Source organism: Sphingomonas sp. GW821-FHT12D09 (assembly GCF_058807215.1).
On sequence record NZ_JBXAQL010000003.1, the window covers coordinates 215,117 to 240,866 of the forward strand.

Below are 25,750 nucleotides of genomic sequence, written 5' to 3' on the forward strand. Positions count from 1 at the left end.
GCAACCGGTCGGTACAAAAAGCTTGCCGCTATTTTCCCGTACGCGCCGCAGCCACCGCGGCGGCGAGGCCGGGATAGTCGCGGGCGCCGTAGAGCACCTGCTTGCCGACCACCCAGGTGGGCGTGCCGGTCATCTTGAGCTTGCCGCCGAGATCGCCGTTCGAGGCGAGTTCGCTCTCCACCGCGCTCGACGTGATCGCCGCCCGGGCGCGGGCGAGGTCGAGCCCCGCCACCTTCGCCGCCGCCGCGATGTTCGCCGTGCTCGGCCCGTCCAGTGCGTAGAGGGCATTGTGGAAGGCGAGGAACTTGCCCTGCTCGGCCGCGGCCAGTGCCCAGCGCGCGGCGACCACGCTGTCGGGCCCGAGCACCGGGATCTCGCGATAGACGATCCGCACCTTCGGATCGGTCTTCACCAGCTGCTCGATCGCCGGCAGGCTCGCCCGGCAATAGCCGCAGGCATAATCCATGAAAGCGACGACGGTGACATCGCCCTTGGGATTGCCGGCAAAGGCGCCGGCATAGGGCGTCTCGACCCGCGGGCCGATCGCGGCCAGCGCCTGCTGCGCGGCATCGGACTGCGCCTTCTCGGCCTTGCTCCGCTCGCGCTCATTATAGCGATCGACCGATTCGATCAGCACTTCGGGATGGCCGAGGATATAGTCATGCACCATCTGCTCGGACTGGCCGTGACGGGGAAGCATAGCCTGGATCGCGGCAAACAGCCCTGCCCCGAGCAAGGCGCACAGCACGAACGCGCCGGCCAGCGCCAGCGGAGACCGCAAAAGCCGCTCGATCATCGGTCTTTCTTCTTCTTTCGGATTTCGTCCCACGCCGTCTGCGAGACCATGTTGATGTCCTGGGCGCGCACCCAATCGGACGAGCCCTGGGGCAGCCCGGCCATGGCGGCGCGCGAGCTCATCAGCGCAGTGCCGACATCGCCCATCAGATGCGCCCGCTCGGCCGTGGCAAGCGCGGTGCGCGGCTCGTCGCCCCTGCGATCATAGACCGTGCCCAGGTTGAGCCAGGCAAAGGGATTGTCATTGTCGCGTGCCACGGCGGTCTTGAGCACGCGCTCGGCCTCGTCGAGATTGGCCTTGTCCTCCGTGGCGAGCAGCGCATGGCCGAGCGTGGCGGCGATCAGCGGCGCGTTGCCCGACAGCGACGTCGCTTCGCGCAGCGGCCCGATCGCGCCCTTGGGATCGCCCGATTCGAGCATGATCTGCCCTTCGAGCTCAAGGAAATAGGGATCCTTGGGCGCGCCCTTCACCAGCGTCTGCGTCTCCGCCGCCGCCTGCTCGGGATAGCCCGATTTGTGATAGGCATAGGCGCGGGCGTAATGCGCATAGACCGAGTTGTCGCTCGGCGGATATTTGGCCAGCGTATCCTTGGGATCGTTGACATAGCCGCGTAGCTTGGCCTGGACGCGCTTGAAGCGGATCTCCAGGTCCGGATCGTTCGGCTTCTTCCAGCTCGGCGAATTCATCAGGTCCGCCTTCAGCGTCTCGACGCGGTCCTGCGACATCGGGTGCGTCTGGGCGAAGGGATCGACTTCGGGGTTTGTGCTGTAATAGCCGTAGCGGTGCATCTCGGCGGTGAGCTTGTCGAAGAAGCTCAGCATGCCGCGGCCGCTGATCCCGGCGCCGGTGAGGAACTTGGCGCCCGCCGCATCGGCCGAGCTTTCCTGGATTCGGCTGAACGCGAGATACTTGCCGATCGCGGCGCGGGTGCCGGCGGCGAGGATGCCCGCGCCGGCGTCGCCGCTGCCCGCCGCCATGGCCGCCACGCCGAGCAGCAGGCTCAGGATCGTGATGTTGGTGTAGCCGCCGTCATTCTGGAACACGGCATGGCCGCCGACGATATGACCGATCTCGTGCGCGATCACGCCCTGCACTTCGTTGGCGCTCGAGGCGGCGTTGATCAGGCCCGAATGGACATAGACGACCTGCCCGCCGGCGACGAAGGCGTTGATCGACGGATCGGAGATCAGCACGACCTTGGCATTGGCGGGCGAGAGCCCGGCCGCGACGAACAGCGGCCTGGCCATGTCGTTAAACAAGGCCTCGGTCTCGGCGTCGCGGAGCAGGGACTGGGCGACGGCCGGCTGGACCCAGAGCAGCAGGGCTGCCGACAACAAGGCGTAAAGACGCTTCATGCCCGTCCGTATCCCCTTATTTCTACCTGCGATCAATGGCGTTGGCGGTGACGGCCGGCGCATGAACCACCGGTGAAGCCTCGGAAGTGAAGGCAAAGAAAAGGGCACCGGTCTGTCGACCGGCGCCCCTTATCTCTTGGCCTTTTCTCAGGCTCGTGGATCAGGCCCCGAAGGTGCGCTGCCACCAGCCGCGGCGCGGCGTGCCGTCTTCGTTGGTGCCTTCCTCGCCTGCTTCTGCGGTCTCCGCATCGGCTGTGGGAGCAAGGTCCTGGGCGACCGGCGCGGCTTCCTCGACCGGAGCCGGCACTGCCTCGGCAGTCACTGCCTTCTTGCGGCTGCGCTTGGGCTTGGCCGGCGCTTCTTCCGCGAGCGGCTCGGGCGCCGGTGCTTCGACCACGACCGGCGCGGGCTCGGCCTCGGCGGCTTCGACCTTCTTCTTGGCGCGGCTACGCTTGGGCTTGGCCGTTGCCTCCTCGGCAACCGACTCTGGAGCCGCTTCGACCGGAGCCTCGAGCACAGGTGCGGCTTCCGCCTCGACGGTATCGGCCTTCTTGCGGCGCGAGCGCTTCGGCTTGGCCGGAGCCTCCTCCGCGGCCGGTGCGGGCTCGGCTTCGGCCATCTCGGCGACGTCGCTCACCGGGGCATCGCCCTCGGCAGCTTCCTCGCCACCCTCGACACGATCGCCACGGCGGCCACCACGACGGCCACGGCGACGGCGCTTGCGGCCATTCTCACGGCTCTCACCCTCGGCGCCGGCAGCTTCCTCGCGCTCGCCCTCGGCTTCCGCCTCGACGACATCGGACTCGTCGCCGGCTTCGCCCTCGGCCTCACCCTCGGCGCCTTCGCCTTCCTCGCGGCGGCCACGGCCACGGCCACGGCGGCGGCGGCGGCGCTTGCCATTGCCTTCGCCCTCGTCGCGGTCACGGCGCTCGCCACGGCCTTGGCGACGGTTGTCCGTCTCGGCCTCTTCCTCGAGTTCCTCTTCCTCCTCGTCGAGCTCCTCGACATAGTCGTCGTCCTCGGGCTCCTCGACCAGCTTCTCGAAGCGCGGGGCGTGCGCCGGCGGCGGACCCGAGCACTCGACGGACATGCGCGCACCCTCGAGCTCGCCGTCCGACAGGATCTCGACGGTCACGCCGTAGCGGTCCTCGATCTCGGCGATGTCGGCGCGCTTCTTGTTGAGCACGTAGAAGGCGGCTTCCTGGCTCGCGCGCAGCGTGATCACCGAGCCGCGGCCGCGGGCGGCCTCGTCCTCGATCATGCGTAGCGCCGAGAGGCCGGCCGACGACGCGGTGCGGACCAGGCCGGTGCCTTCGCAATGCGGGCACTGCACGGTCGAGGCTTCGAGCACGCCGGTGCGCAGGCGCTGGCGGCTCATCTCCATCAGGCCGAAGGCCGAGATGCGACCGACCTGGATGCGGGCGCGATCGTTCTTCAGCGCCTCCTTCATCGCCTTCTCGACCTTACGGACGTTCGAGCCATGATCCATGTCGATGAAGTCGATCACGACCAGGCCGGCCATGTCGCGCAGGCGCAGCTGGCGGGCGATCTCGTGCGCGGCCTCGAGGTTGGTCGCCGTCGCGGTCTGCTCGATATTGTGCTCGCGCGTCGAGCGGCCCGAGTTGATGTCGATCGAGACGAGCGCCTCGGTCGGGTTGATCACCAGGTAGCCCCCGGACTTCAGCTGGACGACCGGGTTGTACATCGCCGAGAGCTGGTCCTCGACGCCGGCGCGCTGGAACAGCGGCACCGCGTCGGCATATTGCTTCACCTTCTTGGCGTGGCTCGGCATCAGGAGCTTCATGAAGTCCTTGGCCTGGCGATAGCCGTCCTCGCCCTCGACGATCACTTCGTCGATGTCGCGATTATAGATGTCGCGGATCGCACGCTTGAGCAGGTCCGAATCGCCATAGACGAGCGCCGGCGCGGTCGACTTGAGCGTCTCCTCGCGAATGCCGTCCCACAGCCGGGCCAGATAGTCGAAGTCGCGCTTGATCTCGACCTTGGTGCGCTGCAGGCCCGCGGTGCGAACGATGCAGCCCATCGACGGAGGCAGCTTGAGGTCCGCCATAATCGTCTTGAGGCGCTTGCGATCGGAAGCCGAGCTGATCTTGCGCGAGATGCCGCCGCCATGCGCGGTGTTGGGCATCAGCACGCAATAGCGGCCGGCGAGGCTGAGATAGGTGGTGAGGGCTGCGCCCTTGTTGCCGCGCTCTTCCTTGACGACCTGGACGAGCAGCACCTGACGGCGCCGGATCACGTCCTGGATCTTGTAGCGGCGGCGCAGGTTCATGCGGCGCTGGCGCAGGGCCTCGGCCGGGCTGTCCTCGCCCCCACCCCCGCCACGGCGCTTGCCGCGGCGACCGCGGCCACGGCCGCCATCATCGCTTTCGCTCTCGCCTTCCGAAGTTTCGCCTTCGGAATCCTCATGATCGTGATCGTCCTCGTCGTCGTGCGAACGCTCGAGCACTTCGACGCCGTCATCGCCGTCGAGATGATCGTCGTCGTCGCCATCCTCCTCGGCGCGCAGCGCGGCCTCTTCGGCGGCGTGCTCGGCCTCTTCGCGCAGCAGCGCTTCGCGATCTTCCTTCGGGATCTGGTAATAGTCGGGATGGATTTCGCTAAAGGCCAGGAAGCCGTGGCGGTTGCCACCATAATCCACGAACGCCGCCTGGAGCGACGGCTCTACGCGGGTAACCTTGGCCAGATAGATGTTGCCCTTGAGCTGCTTGCGCTCAGCGGACTCGAAATCAAATTCCTCGATCCGGTTTCCCTTGACGACGGCTACGCGGGTTTCCTCCCGGTGCCGTGCGTCGATCAGCATACGCATGGTCATTTATTATTCTCCGGGCGCGCCGGCCCAAGCCCTCTGTATTTATGTGACGGAGGGCTCGCGCAGGCGCGCGATATACAATGCGGCCTTGGCCGGCGGATTCACCGGCTGCGGTCTCGCAGGTTTCGAAAACTGCTGCTGCTCGATGCGCACGCGCGAACCGGTGGTCCGCTGACTCCGACGTCATCGCGCACCCCGGCCGGATGGCCTGGGATCGCAGACGTTGCGGAAATTGCCTCATGCGAGCGTCAACCTGAACTGTCGCGGCGGATGTGGCCGCGAGAAAGGCCCGGCGCAAGGGCCGGCGAGGCCTGCCTAGCATTACAGTAGCGGCGCGGCAACCTTGGCCCGTTCTACCAGACTAACCGGCAATGCCCCCGGCAACTATTTGCCGCCTTGCCGGCAAAAATATGCCGAATCCGAAATTAACCGCATAGTTTCACTGCGATTTGAGGGGCGCGCTCTAGTCCGGTCTCGTCAGGGCAGACGCGTAACTCAGAGTATCAAATCATGGTTTTGGGCTGGACCCCCACAGTCCCGTCGCGGCATACCGCGCGGGTGCTGTTCCTGCTCGCCTTGCTCTCCGGTTGGCTAACTGGAGTTCCCAGCTGGGCGGGTGCCGTGCAGGAAGTGCGTGTGAAGGGCGATCGCGTGATCGTGCGCTTCGACGCGCCGGTTACCGAAGCGAGCGCCTTCGTGCTTGCCGGGCCGCAACGCATCGTGCTCGACGCGCGTGGCGCCGAGCCGGGCAGCCGCGCCTATGCGGAAGGCCCGGTGACTAGCATCCGCCAGGGCTCGCAAGGGGCCGAGGGCGCGCGAATCGTGCTCGATCTCGCACGGCCGGCAATCGTGACCGAAGGCAAGTTCGGCAGCGACGGCCGCACGCTCACGCTCCAGCTGCGCACCGTGGACGATGCGCAGTTCGCCCGCGCCGCCGCCGAGCGCCGGATGAACTTCCTGCCGCCCTTCTCCTATGTGCAGGCCTCCAGCCGCAGCAGCTACAGCACGACGATCGCGCTGCCGCGCCGCGCGCCGTCCGCCGCGCTGCCGCGAATCTATGGGGCCGCGGACCGCCCGCTGGTGGTGATCGATGCCGGGCATGGCGGGCATGATCCCGGCGCGATCGGTGCAGGCGGGCTCCGCGAGAAGGACCTCACCCTCAAGGCCGCGCTGGCGATGAAGAAGGAACTGCTCGCCTCGGGCCGGGTGCGCGTGGCGCTCACCCGCGAGGACGATCGCTTCCTGGTGCTCCAGGAGCGCTATGGCCTGGCCCGCAAGCTGGGCGCCGACCTGTTCATCTCGGTCCACTGCGACAGCGCCGGCAATGGCGATGCCTCGGGTGCGACGGTCTATACGCTGTCCGAAGTCGCTTCCGACAAGGAAGCGGCCCGGCTGGCGGCGCGCGAGAACAAGGCCGACATCATCGCGGGCGTCGATCTCGGCACGCAGAATCCGGACATCTCCTCGATCCTCATCGACCTCACCCAGCGCGAGACGATGAACGCCTCGGCCAGCTTCGCCCGGCTGCTCGGCCGCGAGGCCCAGCCGCTGATCCCGATCAAGGCCAATTACCACCGCATGGCCTCGCTCATGGTGCTCAAGGCGCCGGACATGCCCTCGGTGCTGTTCGAGACGGGCTATATCTCGAACGACGGCGATGCCGCCTTCCTCGCCTCGGACGACGGGCGCAGGAAAGTGGCCGAGAGCGTGCGCAAGGCCGTGGAAATCCATTTCGCGACGCGCATGGCGTCGCGGACACTTGCGTCCCGCTAGGTACATCCCCTGAACTCCCCTCCGGGCTCATTATAGAGGGTGCGGCGGGAAGTGGTTCCGGGGGCGGTATTATTCCATTTTGGAGGTAATTGCCCTCCTTCGTCATCCCTGCGAAGGTGGGGATCCAGGTTGACAGCGCGATGTCCCCTGTAACTCTGGATCCCCGCCTTCGCGGGGATGACGGGATGAGGCGCCAGGCGAACAGCGACTCCCGGCTTCCCTCGCTCCCCAATCCTGCTAAACCGCGAGCCGCATGTCCGACGGTTCACCTTCCAGCGTAAAGATGCGCATCAAGCGCGAGATCGGGGGCTTCAAGGGGCTGTTCAGTCGCGTGCGCCACCGCTGGTGGTTCCGGATCCTCGCGGTGCTGGCGCTGCTCTTCGGCCTGTTCGTGTTCCTGGTCTGGCTGTTCATCGCGCGCAACCTGCCCTCGGTCGACACGCTCAAGAACTATGAGCCGCCGTTGCCGACCAATGTCCGCTCGGCGGAGGGCCTGCCGATCCACAGCTATGCGCGCGAGCGCCGCGTCCAGCTGAGCTTTCCCGAATATCCCAAGCTGCTCGTCGATGCGTACATGTCCGCCGAGGACAAGACCTTCTTCGAACATCACGGCGTCGATTTCCCGGGCCTGATCCGCGCTGCCGTCCAGGGACTGGTCAGCGGCTCGACGCCGCGCGGTACCTCGACGATCACCCAGCAGGTGGCGAAGAACCTGCTCGTCGGCAACGAGAGCAGCTATCTGCGCAAGGCCAAGGAGGGCATCCTCGCCTGGCGCATGGAGGATGTGCTCACCAAGCAGCAGATCATGGAGCTCTACCTCAACTCGATCGAGCTGGGGCGCAACGCCGGTGGCGTCGAGGCGGCGAGCCAGGCCTATTTCGGCAAGGAGCTCGCCGCGCTGAGCCTGCCGCAAATGGCCTATCTGGCGATCCTGCCCAAGGGCCCGTCCAATTACGATCCCGAACGCCACACCCAGCGCGCGCTCGACCGGCGCAACTGGGTGCTCGGGCAGATGCTCGAGAACGGCTTCATCGACCAGGCGCAGCATGATTCGGCAGTCGCGGCGCCGCTCGGCACGGTGCCGCGCCAGACGCCCAAGCTCGAGCGTGTCGGCGGCTACTTCACCGAGGAAGTGCGCCGGCAGCTGCTCGACAAGTTCGGCGAGACCGATGAGAGCGGGCCTTATTCGGTCTATTCGGGCGGCCTTTGGGTGCGCACCTCGCTCGATCCCAAGCTCCAGGAATATGCGCAGAAGGCATTGCGCGATGGGCTGCTACGCTATGATCGCGGCCGCGGCTGGTCGGGTCCGGTCGGCCATGTCGATTCGACCGACAATTGGCTCCAGGCGTTCCTCAACACCAATATCGGCCTCGATTACGAGGATTGGCGCGCTGGCGTGCTGATCGCGCGCGCGGGCGATGGCTGGCAGATCGGCTTCGACGACGGCACCACCGGCACCATCCCCAAATGGGCCGCAACCATGCCGGTGCGCGGCAAGGGCGGCCAGGCGTTCGACGCGTTCCAGCCGGGCGACATCGTCGCGGTGGCGCCGGAGGCCGGGAGCCAATGGGCGCTGCGCTCGATCCCCAAGGTATCGGGCGGCATGGTGATCGAGGATCCGCGCACCGGCCGCATCCTGGCGATGCAGGGCGGCTTCGATTCGCGCATCCAGAGCTTCAACCGCGCCACCCAGGCGCAGCGCCAGCCGGGCTCGACGATCAAGCCGATCGTCTATGCCGCCGCGCTCGAGCAGGGCATGACCCCCGCCTCGATCGTGGTCGATGGCCCCTTCTGCGTGTGGCAGGGCGCCAATCTCGGCCAGAAGTGCTTCAAGAATTTCGGCAATGCCCGCGGCGCCGGCCCCAAGACGCTGCGCTGGGGCATCGAGCAATCGCGCAACCTGATGACGGTGCAGATCGCCAACCAGGCGGGCATGGACCACGTCACCGACCTGATGCAGCGCATCGGCGTGTCGCGGCAGAAATTCCCGCCCTATCTCAGCTATGCGCTGGGCGCCGGCGAGACGACCGTGCTGCGCATGGTCAACGCCTATTCGATCCTGGTGAACCATGGCCGGGCGCTCAACCCGTCGCTGATCGACTTCGTCCAGAACCGCAAGGGTGCCGTGGTGTGGCCGGAGAACTGGCGCGCCTGCGAAGGCTGCAACGCGCCCGACTGGAAGGGCGGCGCGATGCCTCGCCCGGTGAGCCGCGCCAAGCAGGTGCTCGATCCGCTGTCGGCCTATCAGATGGTCCATATCGCCGAGGGCGTCGTCCAGCGCGGCACCGCGACCGTGCTGCGCGATCTGGGCCGCCCGATGATGGGCAAGACCGGCACCACCTCGGGCCCGACCGATGTGTGGTTCGTCGGCGGCACCCCGCAGATGATCGGCGGCCTCTATCTCGGCTATGATACGCCGACCAATCTGGGCGGCTATGCTCAGGGCGGCTCGATCGCGGCGCCGATCTTCAAGGAATTCGCGATCCCCGCCTTCAAGGACATGGAGAAGGTCGCCTTCACTGCGCCGCAGGGCATTCGCATGGTCCGCATCGACCGCGCCTCGGGCAAGCCGGTGACCGGCGCGTGGCCGGGCAACGACCCGCTGTCGCCGGTGATCTGGGAAGCGTTCAAGCCCGATACCGAGCAGCGCCGCGGCCGCCGCGGGCCGGACGAGGGCACCGAAACCAAGGCAGTCGAGAAGAAGGCCGAGCCGAAGAAGCAGGAAGGCGACAGCGATTTCTTGCAACGCGAGGGCGGAATCTACTAGCGGGCGCCCTTCGTCCCTATCTTGCGTTTAGTGGTCGCGGTTTTCGAACCGCCATTTGAAGTATCTGGAGAAAACCCATGCGCGCCGAAGCGCAGGCTCATGTCGACAACATCAAGGAGTCGCTCGCGCTGCTCCGCCGGTTCCTCGATTGGGATCGCGCGCTGCGCCGGCTCGACGAGCTCAATGCGCGCGTCGAGGACCCGACCTTGTGGAACGACGCCAAGGCCGCGCAGGACGTGATGCGCGAGCGCCGCCGCCTCGACGAGGCGATCGGCGCCACGCGCGCGATCGAGAGCGAGCTCAACGACACCGCCGAGCTGATCGAGATGGCCGAGGCGGAAGGCGACGAGGAAATGGCGAGCGAAGGCACCGCCAATCTCGCCGCACTCTCTGCACGCGCCGAGAAGGACAAGGTCATGGCCCTGCTCTCGGGCGAGGCCGACGCCAACGACACCTATATCGAGATCAACTCGGGCGCCGGCGGCACCGAGAGCAACGATTGGGCGGGCATGCTCCAGCGCATGTACACGCGGTGGGCCGAGCGCCAGGGACTGAAGGTCGAGCTGGTCGATTATCATGCCGGCGAGCAGGCGGGCATCAAGTCCGCCACCTTGCTGGTCAAGGGCGAGAACGCCTATGGCTATGCCAAGACCGAGAGCGGCGTGCACCGCCTCGTCCGCATCAGCCCGTACGACAGCGCCGCGCGCCGCCACACCAGCTTCTCGTCGATCTGGGTCTATCCGGTGATCGACGACAATATCGAGATCGAGATCAACGAGAGCGAGCTGCGCATCGACACCTATCGTGCATCGGGCGCGGGCGGCCAGCACATCAACACCACCGATTCGGCGGTGCGCATCACCCATTTGCCCACCGGCATCGTCGTGCAGTGCCAGAACCAGCGCTCGCAGCACAAGAACAAGGCCGAAGCCTATAACCAGCTGCGCGCCCGCCTCTATGAGCGCGAGCTGGCCGAGCGCGAGGCCGTGGCCAACGCGACCAATGCCACCAAGAGCGATATCGGCTGGGGCCACCAGATCCGCAGCTACGTGCTCCAGCCCTATCAGCTGGTGAAGGACCTGCGCACCGGCGTGACGTCCACCGCGCCGGGCGATGTGCTCGACGGGGACCTCGACGCGTTCATGGCGGCTGCGCTATCCCAGCGCGTGACCGGCGAAGCGGTCGAAGTGGAGGATGTCGATTGAGATCGGGCCACGCCCTGCTCCTGACGATCGCGCTGGCCGCCTGCAGCGGCGCGCCGGTGATCCAGAACAAGCAGCAGAGCGCACCTGCCACCAATAGCGGCTTCCCCGCTGCCGACCGTCCGGTCGCCTCGATCCGGTCGCCGCGCTGGTCCACCGAAGAGGCCCGCGACCGGCTCAACGAAGCCGCGCAGGTGATGGACCTGGCCGGCATCAGGCCCGACATGACCGTCGCCGATATCGGCGCGGGCGAAGGCTATTACACGATCCGGCTGGGGGCCCGCGTGGGCAAGAAGGGCCGCGTCGTCGCCGAGGATATCGTGCCCGACACGATCCAGAAGCTCGCCGGCCGCGTGATCCGCGAGCGGCTCGACAATGTCAGCGTGCGCCTGGGCCTGCCCGCCGATCCCCGCCTGCCCGAGAACAGCTTCGATCGCGTGCTGATGGTCCATATGTACCATGAGATCGAAAGCCCGTACGAGTTCCTCTGGCGGCTCTGGCCGGCACTTGCGCCGGGCGGCCAGGTCGTCGTGGTCGATGCCAACCGGCCGACCGAGCTGCACGGCACCCCGCCCGAACTGCTCAAATGCGAGTTCGCCGCTGTCGGCTACACCCTCGTTTCGTTCAAGCCGATGCCCTCGGCCGGCGGCTATATCGCGATCTTCGAGGCGGGCGGCGAACGGCCCGAGCCCAGCGTGATCCGCGCCTGCAAGAGCGGCAAGACCGCGGCGCCGGCGGCGATGCCGAGTGACTCAAAGGAACCCTAGGCTGCGAAAGCTGGTGATGCCGCGCGCGGCGACCACCAGGTGATCGAGCAGCTGGACGCCCAGCGGATCGAGCGCGCGGGCGAGCCGCCGCGTCGCCTCGCGGTCGGCCTGGCTGGGCGTGGGATCGCCGCTCGGATGATTGTGCGCCATCACCAGCCCGAACGCGTGGAAGGCCAGCGCATCGGCGGCGATCTCGCGGATCGGCAGATCGAGCCGGTCGCGGTGCGCCGAGCGCGCATGGCGCATGCCCAGCACCTGCTGCTCCGCGCCAAGATAGACAAACGCGAGCACCTCCACCTGCTCGTGCGCCATCGGCGCGAACAGTGCCCCCGCCGCCGTGGCGTCGTGGAGCCGCCAGGGGCTTGGAGGCACGCCGAACAACACCCATGGCGCCTGCCACCCCCGGTTACCACACCGAAGCGCGACCGCGTCCGGAGTGGAGGGGCATTTGTCCACAATGGACATAGCATCCACAGCTTGGCGGCGCGGAGGCGCAGGGCTAGGCTGGGCGCCATGCAGCAATATCTCGATCTGATGGCCCGGGCGCTCCATGACGGCGCCGAGCAGATGGACCGCACCGGCACCGGCACGCGCAGCGTGTTCGGGGCGCAGATGCGCTTCGACCTCGGCCAGGGCTTCCCGCTCCTCACCACCAAGAAGCTGCACCTGCGCTCGATCTTCATCGAGCTGCTCTGGTTCCTGCGCGGCGACACCAATGTGAAGTGGCTGCAGGAGCGCAAGGTCAGCATCTGGGACGAATGGGCCGATGAGGCGGGCGAGCTCGGCCCGGTCTATGGCAAGCAGTGGCGCGACTGGGAGGCGACAGACGGCCGCCATGTCGACCAGATCGCCGAGCTGATCGAGACGCTGAAGACCAACCCGGCCTCGCGCCGCATGATCGTCTCCGCCTGGAACCCCGGCGAGCTCCACGCCATGGCGCTGGCGCCATGCCACTGCCTGTTCCAGTGCCATGTCGCCAACGGCAAGCTCAGCCTCCAGCTCTACCAGCGCTCGGCCGACATCTTCCTGGGCGTGCCGTTCAACATCGCGAGCTATGCGCTGCTCACCCATCTGCTTGCCCAGCAGACCGGGCTGGAAGTGGGCGACTTCATCTGGACCGGCGGGGATTGCCACCTCTATTCGAACCATCTCGACCAGGCCCGCGAGCAGCTGAGCCGCACGCCCGGCCCGCTCCCGCGCCTCGAAATCCTGCGGAAACCGGCATCGATCAACGATTACGAATATGAGGATTTCGTGATCCACGACTATGTCGCGCAGCCGCACATCAAGGCGCCGGTGGCGATATGATCCGCCTCGCCGCGCTCGCCCTGCTGGCGCTGGCGCCGGCGGCCGATCCGGTGACTGGCTATCAGGTCGTGCCGTCCAAGGCCGATCCGAACGTCAAGGCGTTCGACGATCCCAACTACATCTTCACCGCATCGAACCTGCCGGAGGACGCGCCGCTGATGGTGTTCCTGCCCGGCACCGCGGGCAAGGCCGAGTATAACGCCAATCTGCTGCGCTTCGTTACCGGGCTCGGCTACCGCACGATCGCGCTGACCTATAATAACGAGCCGGCGGTAGTGCAGGTCTGCACGACCGACCCCGATCCCGACTGCGCCAGCGATTTTCGCGAGATGCGCGTGTTCGGCACCGGCAAGTCCAAGACGGTGTCCAATCCGCAGGCGGAAGCGATCGTGCCGCGCATCGTCGCACTGCTCCGCCTGCTCGACCGCGGCCAGCCCAAGGAAGGCTGGGGCGGCTATCTCGACGGCGACAGCCTCAAATGGGAATCGGTGGTGTTCGCCGGCCAGTCGCAGGGCGCGGGGATGGCTGCGTGGATCGCCAAGCGTCACAAGGTCCGCCGGGTCGTGCTCTTCTCCAGCCCCTGGGAAACCAGCGGCCCCCAGCGCAAGCCCGCCCCCTGGATCGCCGGGCCCAGCGCCACCCCGATCGCGCGCTGGCAAGCCGCCTATAACAGCCGCGAAAAGACCGTGCCGCTGATCCAGGCCGCCTATGCCGCGCTCGGCCTGCCCGATGCGCAGGTCCATGTCCTGAAGCTCGACCTGCCCCCAGGCTTCGGTGCGAACAGCCCCAATCCCTATCACGGGGCCGGTATCCGCGATCCGCGCTATGCCGATGTCTGGAAGACGATGTTCGGCAAGGGCGCGGACACGCCCGAATAGCCCGTCTGGCGCCCTTCTTTCCCCGGCTAAGGCCGGGGCCCAGTCGTTGAAAGTCACGCGCCTTGGCGCGCCTTCGCCGCGCACGCTCAGTCTGGGCCCGGGCCTTCGCCGGGGAAAGGAAGTTGCCTCTCAATGACAAAGGTCCGATCACGCTTCCCACATGAGATTTCATCTGCTTGTGTCGGCGGATGACCGAAATACAGCGGATTTCCTTCCACCTCGCCCGCGCCGACAACGGCGTGATCGGCCAGGACGGCAAGCTGCCCTGGCACCTGCCCGCCGACCTCAAGCGCTTCAAGACGCAGACGATGGGCAAGCCGATGATCATGGGGCGCAAGACCTTCGAGAGCTTCCCCGTGCCCCTGCCCGGCCGCCGCCACATCGTGCTGACTCGCGATACCAGCTGGAGTGCGGAGGGCGCCGAAGTCGCACATTCGCCGGCGAAAGCGCTCGCCATGGCGGGCCCCGCCGACGTCGCGGTGATCGGCGGCGCGGAAGTGTTCGCGCTGTTCATCCCCGACCGGATCGAGCTCACCGAAGTCCATGCCTCCCCCGAAGGGGACGCGCACGTCCCCGCTTTCGGGGTTGAATGGCGCGAAGTTGCACGCGAGGACTATGCGCAAGAAGCGGGGCGCCCTGCCTACAGCTTCGTGACGCTGGAGCGGGTGTGATGAAAAGGAAGATCCTCTGGGGGCTGCTCGCAGTCCTCGTGCTGGCGGCCGTGGGCTTTTTCGGCTTCGCGCCCGGGATCGTCGAAGGCAGCATGAACAAGGTAGTGCCGGTCAAGCTCGCCAAGCCGAGCGAGGCGGCGAAGCAGCTCCACGCCAGCCTGCAGATCGCCGACATGCATGCCGACACGCTGATGTGGCGCCGCAGCCTGCTCGACCGCTCGAACACGGGACAGGTCGATCTGCCGCGGCTGCTCGAGGGCAATTACGCGCTCCAGGTCTTCTCCTCGGTGACCAAGACGCCGAAGCACCAGAATTACGATTCGAACCCCGGCGATACCGACAACATCACGCTGCTGACTGTCGCCCAGCTCCAGCCGCCCAAGACCTGGACCTCGCTGCTCGAGCGCTCGCTGTTCCACGCCCGCAAGCTCGATCGCGCCGCTTCGGGTTCGAACGGCAAGCTGCGCGTGATCCGCACACCGGCCGATCTGGACCGGCTGCTCGACGATCGCGCTGCGGGCAAGAAGGTGGTCGGCGGCATGCTCTCGATCGAGGGGCTGCAGGACCTGGAGGGCCAGATCGGCAATCTCGACAAGCTCTACGGCGCCGGCTTCCGCATGGCCGGCATGGCGCATTTCTTTGACAATGACGTCGCCGGATCGATGCACGGCGTCCGCAAGGGCGGGCTCACCCCGCTCGGCCGCCAGGTGCTGGGGCGCATGGAGCAGCTCGGCATGATCGTCGACATCGCCCATTCGAGCCACGAAACGGTCGCCGAGATCCTGGCGACGACGAAGCGCCCGGTCGTCTCCAGCCATGGCGGCGTCCAGGCGACCTGCAAGGTCAACCGCAACCTGACCGATGACGAGATCAGGGGCGTCGCGCGCACCGGCGGCGTGGTCGGCATCGGCTATTGGGACGCGGCGATCTGCGGCACCCAGCCGGCGGACGTGGTCCGCGCGATCCTGCATGTGCGCGGGCTGGTCGGCGTCGACCATGTCGGGCTTGGCTCGGATTTCGACGGTGCGGTGACCACCGGCTGGGATTCGTCGCAGCTGATCGCGATCACCCAGGGGCTGATGGATGCGGGGCTCTCGGTGGAAGATATCCGCAAGGTGATGGGCGGCAATGTCCTGCGCGTGATCCACGCGGGGATCGTGCCGGGGCACTAGAATTCCTCCCCCAGCTCGCTGGGGGAGGATTTGATTGCGGCAAGGCTTCGCCTATAGCCCCCGCCATGGAGCGTCTCGACGGCGGCTCGGCAGTCCCTCCCCGCTATCGGGGCGCACTGGTCGCGCTCGGCAATTTCGACGGATTTCACCTGGGGCACCAGGCGGTGGTCGGCCGTGCGGTAGAACGTGCGCGCGCCGAGGGCAGGCCCGCGCTGGTCGGCACCTTCGATCCGCACCCGCAACGCTATTTTCGCCCGGACAGCCCGTGGTTCCGCCTGACCAGCATGGACCAGCGCCAGCGCCTGCTCGCCGAAGCCGGCGTCGATGCGATGCTGGTATTCCCGTTCAATGCCGAGCTGGCGGCGCTCAGCGCGCGCGCATTCGGCGAGCGGCTGGTCGAACGCATCGGCGCGGGCGGCGTGGTCACCGGCGGCGACTTCACCTTCGGCAAGGGCCGTGAGGGCGATGTGAACACGCTGGCCGCATTGGGCGCCGAACTCGGCTTCTCCGCCGAGACGGTGGCGCCGGTCGAACTCGATGGCGAGATCGTCTCGTCGAGCCGCATCCGCGCGCATCTGCGCGAAGGCCGGCCGGCCGAGGCCGCCCGCCTGCTCACTCGCCCCTTCGCGATCGAGGGCGTGGTCCAGCCCGGCGCCCAGCTCGGCCGCACGCTCGGTTATCCCACCGCCAATCTCAGCCTCGCCAATTACCTCCGCCCCGCCTACGGGATCTATGCGGTGCGCGGACGGCTGGCCGATGGCCGCGTGCTCGGCGGCGTCGCCAGCCTCGGCATCCGCCCGACCTTCGAGCCGCCGGTCGAGCTGCTCGAGCCGCATTTCTTCGACTTCTCGGGCGATCTCTACGGCCAGACCATCGAAGTGCAGCTGGTCGAGTATCTCCGCCCCGAGGCGAAGTTCGAGTCGCTGGAAGCGCTCACCGCGCAGATCGCCGCCGATGCGGCCAAGGCGCGAGAGATCCTCGGTTAGCGCGAATCGAGGGCTGCCTGCTGCTGCAGCCGGATCAGCCGGAAGCGTACCCGGTGCCATTTGCTGACATCGTCCCAGCGCGAGTCTTCGGTGGCACGGGCAACCTGCGCATCGATCCGCGCCAGCGCCTCGCGCTCGGGAAGCAGCAGGTATTGCCCGGCGAGATCGGCAATCTCGTCACCGTCTCGGGGGCCGAAATGCTGGACGGGAATGTTCATATGGGACCGACTCCCGAGCCGCGACGGGGTTCCCCATATTGGTGGTTAAGCACCCCTTCGAACATCTGCTTTGCATGGGGCGCAGCTTCCTCTAATTCCCGCCCACTCATGACCGACGCAAAAGATACCCAGAGCGCCGATTGGCGCGACACCGTCTTCCTCCCGAAGACCGATTTCCCCATGAAGGCCGGCCTGGCCCAGAAGGAGCCGGTCATCCTCGCGCATTGGGAGAAGATCGGCCTCTACCGGAAGCTGCGCGAGCAGCGCGCCGGCCGCACGCGCTTCATCCTGCACGATGGCCCGCCCTATGCGAATGGCGACATTCACATGGGCCATGCGATGAACAAGGTCCTCAAGGACATCATCGTCCGCTCGCAGAGCCTGATGGGCAAGGACGCGCCGTACATCCCCGGCTGGGACTGCCACGGCCTCCCGATCGAGTGGAAGGTCGAGGAAGCATACCGCGCCAAGAAGCTCAACAAGGACGAAGTCGACCCCGTCGCCTTCCGCGCCGAATGCCGCGCCTATGCCGAGAAATGGGTGGGCGTGCAGCGCGGCCAGTTCGAGCGGCTGGGCGTGATGGGCGACTGGGCACACCCATACCTCACGATGAACTTCGAGAGCGAGGCGATCATCGCCGGTGAGCTTTTGAAGTTCGCCGAGAGCGGCCAGCTCTATCGCGGCGCCAAGCCGGTGATGTGGTCGCCGGTCGAGAAGACTGCGCTGGCCGAGGCCGAAGTCGAATATGAGGACATCGTCTCGACGCAGATCGATGTCGCGTTCGAGATCGTCGAGGCGCCGAACGCGCCCGAGCTGGTCGGCGCGCATGCGGTGATCTGGACGACCACGCCGTGGACGATCCCGGTGAACCAGGCGCTCGCCTATGGGCCGGAGATCGATTACGTTGCCATTACCGACCTTCATATCCTGATGTTGGATGCCGAAGGCACAATGGACGCTTCGTTGGCCGGCAGAACCTTTCTGCTCGCAGAGCCCCTGCTTCAGACGTTCATCCAGCGTGTTGCCGGTTCCGCGCGATACAAGGAAGTCTGGCAAGGCAAGGGTTCGCAGTTGGAAGGCGCCGTCGCGCAGCACCCGATGCACAAAATCGGTGGCTTCTTCGCCAAGCCGCGCCCCCTGCTCGCCGGCGACTTCGTCACCACCGACGCAGGCACCGGCCTCGTGCATATGGCGCCGGATCATGGTGAGGACGATTTCCTGCTTTGCAAGGCACACGGAATCGACCCTGTCTTCGCAGTGGAGGGCGATGGCCGTTATCGCGCGGATTGGGCATGGCCGGAGGACAAGTCGCTCTCGGTCATCAACAAGAAGCTGCTCGCGCCCGATGGCCCGATCTGTAACGACCTGCGTGCAGTCGGCGCGCTGCTCTCGGCTCGCAACGATGAGAGCACCCGCCACAGCTATCCGCATAGCTGGCGGTCGAAGGCCCCGCTGATCTTTCGCGCGACCCCGCAGTGGTTCATCCCGATGGACCGCCCGAGCGGCGCCACCCACGACACGAGCTGGGACGACGAATCACGCGTCGCCACCGCGTCGAACGGCGCGACGCTGCGCGGCATCGCGCTCGATGCGATCGAGAATACCCGCTGGGTGCCCGAGCGTTCGATCAACCGCATCCGCGCGATGGTCGAGGGGCGCCCGGACTGGGTGATCAGCCGCCAGCGCGCCTGGGGCGTGCCGATCGCGCTTTATGTCCACCGCCAGACCGGCGAATATCTCCGCGATCCGGAGGTCAACGCCCGCGTCCTCGCGGCCTTCGAGACCGGCGGCGCCGATGCCTGGTTCCAGGCCGATCACCAGGCGCTGCTCGGCGAGAAGTACGACCTCGCGCACTATGAGGTGATCACCGACATCCTCGACGTCTGGTTCGATTCGGGCTCGACGCACAGCTTCGTGATCGAGGCGCGCTACGGCGCCGGCACCCGCGCCGACCTGTATGTCGAGGGTTCGGACCAGCATCGCGGCTGGTTCCAGTCGTCGCTGCTGGAGTCCTCGGGCACGCGTGGCCGGGCGCCCTATGACGCAGTGCTGACCCACGGCTTCGCGCTCGACGGCAAGGGCAAGAAGATGTCCAAGTCGGAAGGCAATGTCATCGATCCCCTGAAGGAGATCGACCAGGGCGGCGCCGACATTCTGCGGCTGTGGGTCGCGCAGACCGACTATTTCGACGATGTCCGCATCGGCAAGGAAGTGCTGGCCGGCACCGGCGATGCCTATCGGAAAGTCCGCAACACCTTCCGCTATCTACTCGGCGCACTCGAAGGGTTCGATGAGGGCGAGCGGATCGCCGTGGCCGAGATGCCCGAGCTCGAGCGCTATATCCTGGCCGAGCTCGCCGAGCTCGACGCGGAGCTGCGCAGCGCCGCGGACGCGTTCGAGTTCAACCGCTACAGCCGCGCGCTGACGGATTTCATGAACGAGGACCTCTCGGCCTTCTTCTTCGATATTCGCAAGGACTGTCTCTATTGCGAGGCGGAGACGTCGCCGAAGCGCCGTGCCTATCGCACCGTGCTCGACACGCTGTTCCATGCTTTGGTCCGCTATGCCGCCCCCATCCTCGCCTTCACCGCCGAGGAAGTGTGGCAGGCGCGCTTCCCGAGCGAGGAAGGCTCGGTCCACCTGCTCGAATGGCCGGTGCTGCCAGAGGGCGCGTCGATCCAGAGCAACTGGACCGCGATCCGCGCGCTGCGCCAGCAGGTGACCGAGGCGATCGAGCCCTATCGCCGCCAGAAGCAGGTCCGCTCGAGCCTGGAGGCCGAGGTCACCGTGCCCGATCTGCCGGCTTCGGCGGAGGATCTCACCGAGCTGTTCATCGTCTCGAAGGTCACAAAGGGCGAAACGGTCACGGTAACGCCCACCCAGCGCCATAAATGCGGCCGCTGTTGGCGCCATCTCCCGGAAGTTGCGCAGGACGGCGCCTTGTGCGACCGCTGTGCCGGGGTGGTGGAATGAACGTGACTCGTGGAATCGGCTTTGCCGTCGCGGCCTTGGTGTTCGTCATCGATCAGGTGACGAAGCTGCTGGTCGTGCGCGCGCTCGGCGTCGATCTCTCGTTCGTCCAGACGCTGATCCAGCAGAAGCTCGGCCTGGACGGGCTCAACCACGTCCAGGAAATCCTGCCGATCTTCGACCTGCGCTTCGTCGCCAATATCGGCGTGTCGCTCGGGCTGTTCGCGGCGAACAGCGATTCGACCCGCTGGATGCTCGTGCTGCTCACAGGTGCCATTGCCGCCGGCGTGATCTGGTGGATGTTCCGCGAGAAGAAGCTGCCCGATGTCTGCGCGCTCGGCATGGTGCTGGGCGGCGCGCTGGGCAACATCCTCGATCGGGCGCGCCTGGGCTTCGTGGTCGATTTCGCCGACCTGCATTTCGGGACATGGCGCCCGTTTCTGGTCTTCAACGTCGCCGATGCGGCGATTACCATCGGCGTGCTGATCCTGTTGATCCGCGCGCTCCTTGTGCGCGATAAGGCTGCAGGCGACAGCCCGGCCGCTGTGGAGAATGAAGTCAATGCGTAAGACCGTTACCCTCGTGGGCGCAGTGGCGCTCGCGGCCTCGCTCTCCGCCTGCGGCAAAAGCGGCTATGACCGTGCGCGTCCGGACGAGTTCGCCGTCGCGCGCCAGGCGCCGCTGGTGATCCCGCCCGACTTCTCGCTGGTGCCGCCGCAGCCGGGCGCCCCGCGTCCGCAGGAAGGCAATCCCGCGAACCAGGCGCTCGACGCGATGTTCGGCGGCTCGGCCGCGCGGAGCCCCGGCGAGCAGGCCGTGCTCGACAGCTCGGGCAGCACCGCCGCTGACCAGAGCGCGCGTTCGACTGCGGGCAGCCCGACGACCAATGTGGTCGACAAGGGTTCGACCACGCGCGACATCGTCGCGGCGCCCGAAGGCGACGGCAAGGACGCCAAGGCCAGCACGCCGAAATAAGCGGCGCCTCCCCTTCTCCAAACCTGCACTCCCACAATAAGAAACGCCGGCCTGCATCCCCCTGCAGGCCGGCGTTTCCGTATGGCGGGGAGCGCGCGGGGCGCTCCCCTTCCCCCCAACTTTAGAAGGCGACGCTCACCGAGCCGAGGATGCCGCCCTTGGCGACGTTCTTGCCGCTCGGCGTGTAGAAATAGGTGTCGGTGTCGACATAGCTCACGCCGAAGGTGAGCGACTTGTAGGCAACCGTCGCGCCCAGCGACCAGTCGGTATATTCGCTGGTCGGGCCCGACAGCCAGCTCGGGCCCCAGGTGTGGCCGATATGGCCGGTCAGGCCGACCGGCGTACCCGGGATCGTCGCCGAGAGATCGCCGGCCAGGTAGAAATTGTCTTCCTTGGGAAGCAGGCCGGTCAGGCCCTGGTCGATCGCCAGCGCCTTCTGCTTTGGCGCATAATTGCCGGTGACCTTGGCGGTGACGGGGCCGACCGCATAGGCGACCGAGAGATAGGGCTCGACGAAGTCCGAGGCGCTGGTGTCGCCGGCGAAGCCCGGACGGGTGCCCGGATAGACATAATAGACCGCGCCGACATCGACGGTGACGCCGTCGAAGCTGTGCTTGTAGCCGGCGATCAGGTCGAGCTCCTGATGGGCGGTGCCGTGAACGGTGACATAGTCATCGATCGAGGAGCCCCAGGTGCCGATATAGAAACCCGAAGCGTGGCTGACGGTGATGCCGCCCTGCACGGCGAAATTGCCGTCGGTCTGCGAGATGCCGCGGAACTTGTAGTCGCTGACGACGCCAACGCTGCCGCTGACGGTGATCGCGGGCGGCGGATCGGTCTGATCCTGGGCCATCGCGGGGGTGGCTGCTGCCGCAACCGCAAGCGCGGCCAGGCTGATGATCGTGTAGCGCATGGAATACCCTTCCCGTTTATCCAAAAGGGTTCCCGCCTGCTGCATCCGGTACTGCGTCGATTGCCCTGAAGGCCTGCGCTGCTTGCGGTTGCACAACTTCCTTGCCGCACCGCGCTGCACCGCACAACATTAATTGCTGTTCCGTCACGGGATCGTGACGAACTGTTGCTGGCGCGCCACAGCAAGGGTTGCCAAACGAAACCGGCCCGCTCCCCGGATGGGGAACGGGCCGGCCTGAAACCTTGAATGCAGATCAGCGGATCTGGACGATCGCATCGATCTCGACCGCGGCACCGAGCGGCAGGACGGGCACGCCCACCGCGCTGCGGGCATGGCGGCCGGCATCGCCGAACAGCGCTTGCATCAGTTCCGATGCACCATTGGCGACCTTGGGCTGATCGGTGAAGTCGCCGGCCGAGTTCACGAACACGCCCAGCTTGACGATTCGCTCGACCCGCGACAGGTCGTCGCCGAGATACTTCTTGATCTGCGCGACCAGCATCAGCGCGCAGCGCTGCGCGGCCTCGGCGCCGAACGCCAGGTCGCGGTCCTCGCCGAGCCGGCCGGTCATCAGCGCGCCGTCCTTGAAGGGCAGCTGGCCCGAAATATGGAGCAGGCCGTTGGCCTCCACTACGGGCACATAGGCAGCGACGGGGGCGGCAGCTTCGGGAAGGGCGAGGCCAAGCTCTTCGAGCTTGCGGTCGACATGCGTGGTCATGGCCTTTGCTCAACCACCCGCGGCGGTGGCGGTCAACCCCGCTTCGAAGCGCGCCGAGATCCAGCGCCGCGCGTCGCGCCAATCGTCGAATCGCGCATGGGCGTAAGGCGCCTTGGTGACATGCGGGGCGAGGCTGGGCTCCGCAACCATGTGCAGGCGGAAGACGTCGGGCGCATGCTTGGCAACCGATTCGTGGTGGACCGCCAGATCGTCGACGAACACGGTGACGCTGGGCTGGAACTCCTCGACCAGCCGCGCGACCGGCGAGCCCTTGCCGCCCTGGTTGCACTCGACCCGGTGCGCGATCCCGTGCGTCGCCAGTTGGGCGATGCGGTGATCGCGGCAATGATCCTGGAGATTGGTGAGCACGACGATGTTCGCCTGCTCCGCGAGCACCGCCAGCGCCTCGCGGGCATGCGGCACCAGGGTCTGGCGATCCATCTCGGCGGGAAAGAAGCCATCGAGCAGCCCCCACATCTCCTCGCGCTCGATCACCGACGAATCGGCGCGGCGGCGCATCGAATTGGAGAAGTCCGCCCCGTCGGGCGTGAAGTCGATGTCATGGGCCTCGCCCAGCCATACGCCAAAATGGCGGACCATGTGGAGCAGGACTTCGTCGCAATCGGTGATCAGCAGGGGTTTCATGTGCGTTCCAGCGTCGCACGGGCGGCGACCAGTTGTTCGGGGGCAATGTCGAGTGCCTCGGCACAGGCGACAAGGTCGGGCTCGTAGGATTCGAGAAAGGAAAGCGTGGCTGCGAGCACCACCGCCTCGCCGGCACGCTGGCGCAGGTCGGTCGGGTCGAGCCCGGTCAGGTCGAGCAGCCGCCGGGCGCGCGATTCGTCGCCCAATGTCCAGACAAGTGCCTGGAGTGCCAGCGCTTCCGCATTTGTTTCCGCGCTCGCCATACCCTACATCACTCGAATTGGACCCGGGGGTATCGCGTGGCAAAAAGGGTGCTCGTTGTCGAGGACAACGAACTCAATCTGAAGCTGTTCTGCGACCTGCTGCGCGCGCATCAGTTCGAAGCCGAGCCGGTGCGCGACGGGCGCGAGGCCGTGGCGCGCGCCCGCGAGTTCGATCCCCAGCTGGTGGTGATGGACATCCAGATGCCGCACATCACCGGCCTCGAGATCATCCAGCACATGAAACTGGATCCGAAGCTGCGCGCCATTCCGATCATGGCGGTGACCGCCTATGCCGGCAGCGGTGACGAGGAGCGGATCCGCGCCGCAGGCGCAGACGCCTATGTCTCCAAGCCGATCAGCCTGGTGCGCTTCATGGAGGAAGTGCGTGCGCTGATGCCCGCCGAATCGCCCGCGCCGTCACCGGAAGCGGGCACAGAAGAAGCCCCGCAGGCCTGATCGGCCCCGGGGCTTGCTGCAGATCGGCAATCCGCGAAAGCGGATTACTTGATCTTGGCTTCCTTGAACTCGACATGCTTGCGCACGACCGGGTCGTACTTGCGGAACGAGAACTTCTCGGTCTGGGTGCGCGGATTCTTCTTCGTGACGTAGAAGAAACCCGTGTCCGCCGTGCTGACGAGCTTGATCTTGACAGTGGTCGGCTTGGCCATGACCCGAAACCCTTGAATCGTTCAAAATGAAAAGAGCGGCACGCGAGGCGCGCCGCTTCCAGACGCGGGCAACTGCGCGAGTCTCGCCCGAAAGTCAAGGCAGAGCAGGATTCAATTCCTCCCCGAACGCGCTCGGGGAAGGGAACCGCGCCCGAAGGGCGTGATGGAGGGGCCGGCGCAACGCGCCGGTGCCCGGCGCGCGCCTCCCCCCCCCGCTGCGCGAACGGCCCCCTCCCCCAGACAAGCTGGGGAAGGATGAAGCGCATACTTCACGCGGGTTTAACCCAAATTCCCCAAGATACCCCGCGAAAGGGGAAGCGCCATGGAAGCTCTGGTCCCGGCCTTCCTTCTGGCCGTCCTAACCCAGCTTTGCGACAAGCCGGCCACGCTCAGCGCGATCCTCGCCGATCGCTATGGGCGGCCGCTCACCGTGGCGTTTGCCGCGGGACTCGCCCATGCCGCGACCAATTTCGCCGCCGGGCTGGGCGGCATGCTGGTGGCACCGATGATGACGCCCAATGCCCGCGCGCTGCTGCTCGCGCTCGCCCTGATCTTCGGCGCGCTGGGCGCGATCGGGTCGAACAGAGTCAAGGACCGGCTCGATGGCTGGAAGCTCGGTGCCTTGTTCACGTCGTTCCTCGGCGTGCTGATACTCTCGTTCGGCGAGAGCACCCCCTTCTTCACGCTCGCGCTCTCGACCAGCGGCCAGCCCTGGTTCGCCGCAGCCGGCGCGACGATCGGCGCCTTCGGAGTCGCGTTCGTCGCCGCGGTGCTCGGCGAGCGGATTTGGGCGGCGACGCCCTGGCGCTGGCTGCGCGTCTTCAGCGGCATCGCCTTCATGGGCGCTGGCATCTGGATCGGGCTCGGCGCGCTGCGCTTGACGTGATCGATCAGTCAGATCGGGAAATTGCAAGTGCGCCGAAGGGAGCCGGCGCTATACCCGTTCGTTGACTGTGCGAACCGATTCCCGGGAGACGAAAATGCCAGATACCAATGCGGCGCTCCGCACGCCCACCGACCTCAACCGCAACGACACCAAGAGCGTCGCGGATGCGTTGAACAGCGCGCTGGCGGATTGCTTCGCGCTCTATTTCAAGACCAAGAACTTCCACTGGCACGTCTCCGGCCCGCACTTCCGCGACTATCATTTGCTGCTCGATGACCAGGCGGCGCAGATCTACGGCATCACCGATGCCATTGCGGAACGGGTACGCAAGACCGGCAACATCACGCTGCGCTCGATCGGCGACATCGCCCGCCGCCAGACGCTCAAGGACAATGACGCCGACTACGTCTCGCCCGGCGACATGCTCGCCGAGCTGCGCGAGGACAATCTCAAGCTGGTCGAGAGCTTCCGCGCGGTGAAGCAGGCGGCCGAGGATGCCGGCGACAATGCGACCAGCGGGATCGTCGACGAATGGACCGACCAGGCCGAGGAGCGCGCCTGGTTCCTGTTCGAGGCTTCGCGCAAGGGCTGATTGCCTCACAGAATCAAAAGGGGCCGGACTCTCGCGAGTCCGGCCCCTTTTCGTGTCACTTGACCTTGGCGAGGTCCGTATCGAGCTTGGCGAGGATCTCGTCGGTGATCTTGCCCTCCGAATAGGGCGCGACTGCGCGGAAGCTCATCGCCTTGAACTGCTCGTAGGACGGGTGCTTGTCGACATCGCCCAGGCCATCGGCGACCAGCACTGCCTTGGTGGCTTCGTTGGCGAACAGCGCCTCGATCGGCGTGTCGGCGCTGAACTTGGCCGCAACTGCCGGCGTCGCGGCGGGCGCGGGCGCCGGAGCGGGCGTCGTCTGGGCAAAGGCGGCGACGGGGGCGCAGGCAAGCGCGGCGGCGGTCAGAATAAGCTTCATTACGTGGAGTCCCCT

Annotated in this window: 25 protein-coding genes and 1 pseudogene; 15 read left to right on the forward strand and 11 right to left on the reverse strand. The window is 66.6% G+C overall.

Features of this window, described 5'->3' with window-relative positions:
* Positions 1-28: 28 nt before the first annotated feature.
* The 3 genes from AC1RPL_RS14620 to AC1RPL_RS14630 form a co-directional block, all read right to left on the reverse strand.
* The gene (locus tag AC1RPL_RS14620; protein WP_493070095.1) at positions 29-796 is read right to left on the reverse strand and encodes a DsbA family protein; all 768 of its coding nucleotides are present in this window, start codon (positions 794-796) and stop codon (positions 29-31) included.
* A complete protein-coding gene (locus AC1RPL_RS14625) occupies positions 793-2,151 on the reverse strand; it encodes a M48 family metalloprotease (RefSeq protein WP_493070097.1) in 1,359 nt (452 codons plus the stop codon). Before AC1RPL_RS14625 ends, AC1RPL_RS14620 begins: the two co-directional genes overlap by 4 nt.
* A 160-nt stretch (positions 2,152-2,311) precedes the next feature.
* Positions 2,312-4,987: an Rne/Rng family ribonuclease gene (locus AC1RPL_RS14630; protein ID WP_493070099.1), complete on the reverse strand. Its 2,676-nt coding sequence runs from the start codon at positions 4,985-4,987 to the stop codon at positions 2,312-2,314.
* A gap of 555 nt (positions 4,988-5,542) precedes the next feature.
* Here AC1RPL_RS14630 and AC1RPL_RS14635 point away from each other — a divergent pair.
* From AC1RPL_RS14635 to AC1RPL_RS14650, 4 genes are all read left to right on the forward strand, one after another.
* The gene (locus AC1RPL_RS14635; protein ID WP_493070101.1) at positions 5,543-6,757 is read left to right on the forward strand and encodes an N-acetylmuramoyl-L-alanine amidase; all 1,215 of its coding nucleotides are present in this window, start codon (positions 5,543-5,545) and stop codon (positions 6,755-6,757) included.
* 253 nt (positions 6,758-7,010) lie between these two features.
* Positions 7,011-9,524 carry a penicillin-binding protein 1A gene (locus AC1RPL_RS14640; RefSeq protein WP_493070103.1) on the forward strand — a complete coding sequence of 838 codons (2,514 nt, stop codon included), beginning with the start codon at positions 7,011-7,013 and terminating at the stop codon, positions 9,522-9,524.
* Positions 9,525-9,601: 77 nt separating this feature from the next.
* On the forward strand, positions 9,602-10,729 hold the full coding sequence (prfB, locus tag AC1RPL_RS14645; protein ID WP_493070104.1) for a peptide chain release factor 2: 1,128 nt from the start codon (positions 9,602-9,604) through the stop codon (positions 10,727-10,729).
* Entirely contained in the window at positions 10,726-11,493 is a 768-nt protein-coding gene (locus tag AC1RPL_RS14650; protein WP_493070106.1) for a class I SAM-dependent methyltransferase, read from the forward strand. The genes prfB and AC1RPL_RS14650 overlap by 4 nt, the downstream gene beginning before the upstream one ends.
* On the opposite strand, the gene AC1RPL_RS14655 is transcribed toward AC1RPL_RS14650, so the two are convergent.
* Entirely contained in the window at positions 11,479-11,877 is a 399-nt protein-coding gene (locus AC1RPL_RS14655) for a JAB domain-containing protein (RefSeq protein WP_493070108.1), read from the reverse strand. The genes AC1RPL_RS14650 and AC1RPL_RS14655 overlap by 15 nt on opposite strands.
* Before the next feature lie 129 nt (positions 11,878-12,006).
* On the opposite strand from AC1RPL_RS14655, the gene AC1RPL_RS14660 reads away from it, so the two are divergent.
* The 5 genes from AC1RPL_RS14660 (at position 12,007) to AC1RPL_RS14680 (ending at position 16,508) form a co-directional block, all read left to right on the forward strand.
* The gene (locus AC1RPL_RS14660) at positions 12,007-12,801 is read left to right on the forward strand and encodes a thymidylate synthase (protein WP_493070110.1); all 795 of its coding nucleotides are present in this window, start codon (positions 12,007-12,009) and stop codon (positions 12,799-12,801) included.
* The gene (locus AC1RPL_RS14665; RefSeq protein WP_493070111.1) at positions 12,798-13,679 is read left to right on the forward strand and encodes an alpha/beta fold hydrolase; all 882 of its coding nucleotides are present in this window, start codon (positions 12,798-12,800) and stop codon (positions 13,677-13,679) included. Before AC1RPL_RS14660 ends, AC1RPL_RS14665 begins: the two co-directional genes overlap by 4 nt.
* Positions 13,680-13,867: 188 nt before the next feature.
* Complete coding sequence (locus AC1RPL_RS14670; protein WP_493070113.1) at positions 13,868-14,350, forward strand: dihydrofolate reductase; 483 nt, start codon at positions 13,868-13,870, stop codon at positions 14,348-14,350.
* Positions 14,350-15,522, forward strand: coding sequence for a dipeptidase (locus tag AC1RPL_RS14675; RefSeq protein WP_493070115.1), 1,173 nt, complete (start codon positions 14,350-14,352; stop codon positions 15,520-15,522). The genes AC1RPL_RS14670 and AC1RPL_RS14675 overlap by 1 nt, the downstream gene beginning before the upstream one ends.
* Positions 15,523-15,587: 65 nt before the next feature.
* On the forward strand, positions 15,588-16,508 hold the full coding sequence (locus AC1RPL_RS14680; protein ID WP_493070116.1) for a bifunctional riboflavin kinase/FAD synthetase: 921 nt from the start codon (positions 15,588-15,590) through the stop codon (positions 16,506-16,508).
* Here AC1RPL_RS14680 and AC1RPL_RS14685 read toward each other — a convergent pair.
* Positions 16,505-16,726 (reverse strand): hypothetical protein, encoded by a 222-nt coding sequence (locus tag AC1RPL_RS14685; RefSeq protein ID WP_493070118.1) that lies wholly within the window; start codon positions 16,724-16,726, stop codon positions 16,505-16,507. The genes AC1RPL_RS14680 and AC1RPL_RS14685 overlap by 4 nt on opposite strands.
* 108 nt (positions 16,727-16,834) lie before the next feature.
* Between AC1RPL_RS14685 and ileS the strand changes: the two genes are divergently transcribed.
* From ileS to AC1RPL_RS14700, 3 genes are read left to right on the forward strand one after another with little or no spacing between them, the layout of a single operon-like run.
* Positions 16,835-19,699: an isoleucine--tRNA ligase gene (ileS, locus tag AC1RPL_RS14690; protein WP_493070120.1), complete on the forward strand. Its 2,865-nt coding sequence runs from the start codon at positions 16,835-16,837 to the stop codon at positions 19,697-19,699.
* Positions 19,696-20,265 (forward strand): signal peptidase II, encoded by a 570-nt coding sequence (lspA, locus tag AC1RPL_RS14695; RefSeq protein ID WP_493070122.1) that lies wholly within the window; start codon positions 19,696-19,698, stop codon positions 20,263-20,265. The genes ileS and lspA overlap by 4 nt, the downstream gene beginning before the upstream one ends.
* Positions 20,258-20,671 carry a DUF3035 domain-containing protein gene (locus AC1RPL_RS14700; RefSeq protein WP_493070123.1) on the forward strand — a complete coding sequence of 138 codons (414 nt, stop codon included), beginning with the start codon at positions 20,258-20,260 and terminating at the stop codon, positions 20,669-20,671. Before lspA ends, AC1RPL_RS14700 begins: the two co-directional genes overlap by 8 nt.
* Positions 20,672-20,792: 121 nt before the next feature.
* Here AC1RPL_RS14700 and AC1RPL_RS14705 read toward each other — a convergent pair whose 3' ends face one another.
* From AC1RPL_RS14705 to AC1RPL_RS14720, 4 genes are all read right to left on the reverse strand, one after another.
* Positions 20,793-21,584 (reverse strand): TorF family putative porin, encoded by a 792-nt coding sequence (locus tag AC1RPL_RS14705; RefSeq protein WP_493070124.1) that lies wholly within the window; start codon positions 21,582-21,584, stop codon positions 20,793-20,795.
* A 253-nt stretch (positions 21,585-21,837) separates the two neighbouring features.
* Positions 21,838-22,302, reverse strand: coding sequence for a RidA family protein (locus tag AC1RPL_RS14710; protein ID WP_493070126.1), 465 nt, complete (start codon positions 22,300-22,302; stop codon positions 21,838-21,840).
* Between the two features lie 9 nt (positions 22,303-22,311).
* Entirely contained in the window at positions 22,312-22,947 is a 636-nt protein-coding gene (locus tag AC1RPL_RS14715) for an HAD family hydrolase (RefSeq protein WP_493070127.1), read from the reverse strand.
* On the reverse strand, positions 22,944-23,210 hold the full coding sequence (locus tag AC1RPL_RS14720; RefSeq protein WP_493070129.1) for a DUF3572 domain-containing protein: 267 nt from the start codon (positions 23,208-23,210) through the stop codon (positions 22,944-22,946). The genes AC1RPL_RS14715 and AC1RPL_RS14720 overlap by 4 nt, the downstream gene beginning before the upstream one ends.
* A 36-nt stretch (positions 23,211-23,246) precedes the next feature.
* Between AC1RPL_RS14720 and AC1RPL_RS14725 the strand changes: the two are divergent.
* Positions 23,247-23,606, forward strand: a pseudogene (locus AC1RPL_RS14725) (response regulator); the annotation flags it as partial.
* Between the two features lie 104 nt (positions 23,607-23,710).
* Here the strand turns inward: AC1RPL_RS14725 and rpmG are convergent.
* Positions 23,711-23,878 carry a 50S ribosomal protein L33 gene (gene rpmG, locus AC1RPL_RS14730; protein ID WP_025560997.1) on the reverse strand — a complete coding sequence of 56 codons (168 nt, stop codon included), beginning with the start codon at positions 23,876-23,878 and terminating at the stop codon, positions 23,711-23,713.
* 322 nt (positions 23,879-24,200) lie between these two features.
* Between rpmG and AC1RPL_RS14735 the strand changes: the two genes are divergently transcribed.
* A complete protein-coding gene (locus tag AC1RPL_RS14735) occupies positions 24,201-24,764 on the forward strand; it encodes a TMEM165/GDT1 family protein (protein ID WP_493070131.1) in 564 nt (187 codons plus the stop codon).
* A gap of 94 nt (positions 24,765-24,858) precedes the next feature.
* The gene (locus AC1RPL_RS14740; protein WP_493070133.1) at positions 24,859-25,356 is read left to right on the forward strand and encodes a Dps family protein; all 498 of its coding nucleotides are present in this window, start codon (positions 24,859-24,861) and stop codon (positions 25,354-25,356) included.
* Positions 25,357-25,411: 55 nt separating this feature from the next.
* Here AC1RPL_RS14740 and AC1RPL_RS14745 read toward each other — a convergent pair whose 3' ends face one another.
* Positions 25,412-25,735 (reverse strand): hypothetical protein, encoded by a 324-nt coding sequence (locus AC1RPL_RS14745; RefSeq protein ID WP_493070135.1) that lies wholly within the window; start codon positions 25,733-25,735, stop codon positions 25,412-25,414.
* Positions 25,736-25,750: the final 15 nt, after the last annotated feature.

Coding starts and splice junctions, on each gene's coding strand:
- AC1RPL_RS14620 (WP_493070095.1), bottom strand. CDS start 796: ATGATCGAGCGGCTTTTGCGGTCTCCGCTGGCGCTGGCCGGCGCGTTC.
- AC1RPL_RS14625 (WP_493070097.1), bottom strand. CDS start 2,151: ATGAAGCGTCTTTACGCCTTGTTGTCGGCAGCCCTGCTGCTCTGGGTC.
- AC1RPL_RS14630 (WP_493070099.1), bottom strand. CDS start 4,987: ATGACCATGCGTATGCTGATCGACGCACGGCACCGGGAGGAAACCCGC.
- AC1RPL_RS14640 (WP_493070103.1), top strand. CDS start 7,011: ATGTCCGACGGTTCACCTTCCAGCGTAAAGATGCGCATCAAGCGCGAG.
- prfB (WP_493070104.1), top strand. CDS start 9,602: ATGCGCGCCGAAGCGCAGGCTCATGTCGACAACATCAAGGAGTCGCTC.
- AC1RPL_RS14660 (WP_493070110.1), top strand. CDS start 12,007: ATGCAGCAATATCTCGATCTGATGGCCCGGGCGCTCCATGACGGCGCC.
- AC1RPL_RS14665 (WP_493070111.1), top strand. CDS start 12,798: ATGATCCGCCTCGCCGCGCTCGCCCTGCTGGCGCTGGCGCCGGCGGCC.
- AC1RPL_RS14670 (WP_493070113.1), top strand. CDS start 13,868: ATGACCGAAATACAGCGGATTTCCTTCCACCTCGCCCGCGCCGACAAC.
- AC1RPL_RS14675 (WP_493070115.1), top strand. CDS start 14,350: ATGAAAAGGAAGATCCTCTGGGGGCTGCTCGCAGTCCTCGTGCTGGCG.
- AC1RPL_RS14680 (WP_493070116.1), top strand. CDS start 15,588: ATGGAGCGTCTCGACGGCGGCTCGGCAGTCCCTCCCCGCTATCGGGGC.
- AC1RPL_RS14685 (WP_493070118.1), bottom strand. CDS start 16,726: ATGAACATTCCCGTCCAGCATTTCGGCCCCCGAGACGGTGACGAGATT.
- ileS (WP_493070120.1), top strand. CDS start 16,835: ATGACCGACGCAAAAGATACCCAGAGCGCCGATTGGCGCGACACCGTC.
- lspA (WP_493070122.1), top strand. CDS start 19,696: ATGAACGTGACTCGTGGAATCGGCTTTGCCGTCGCGGCCTTGGTGTTC.
- AC1RPL_RS14700 (WP_493070123.1), top strand. CDS start 20,258: ATGCGTAAGACCGTTACCCTCGTGGGCGCAGTGGCGCTCGCGGCCTCG.
- AC1RPL_RS14705 (WP_493070124.1), bottom strand. CDS start 21,584: ATGCGCTACACGATCATCAGCCTGGCCGCGCTTGCGGTTGCGGCAGCA.
- AC1RPL_RS14710 (WP_493070126.1), bottom strand. CDS start 22,302: ATGACCACGCATGTCGACCGCAAGCTCGAAGAGCTTGGCCTCGCCCTT.
- AC1RPL_RS14715 (WP_493070127.1), bottom strand. CDS start 22,947: ATGAAACCCCTGCTGATCACCGATTGCGACGAAGTCCTGCTCCACATG.
- AC1RPL_RS14720 (WP_493070129.1), bottom strand. CDS start 23,210: ATGGCGAGCGCGGAAACAAATGCGGAAGCGCTGGCACTCCAGGCACTT.
- rpmG (WP_025560997.1), bottom strand. CDS start 23,878: ATGGCCAAGCCGACCACTGTCAAGATCAAGCTCGTCAGCACGGCGGAC.
- AC1RPL_RS14735 (WP_493070131.1), top strand. CDS start 24,201: ATGGAAGCTCTGGTCCCGGCCTTCCTTCTGGCCGTCCTAACCCAGCTT.
- AC1RPL_RS14740 (WP_493070133.1), top strand. CDS start 24,859: ATGCCAGATACCAATGCGGCGCTCCGCACGCCCACCGACCTCAACCGC.
- AC1RPL_RS14745 (WP_493070135.1), bottom strand. CDS start 25,735: ATGAAGCTTATTCTGACCGCCGCCGCGCTTGCCTGCGCCCCCGTCGCC.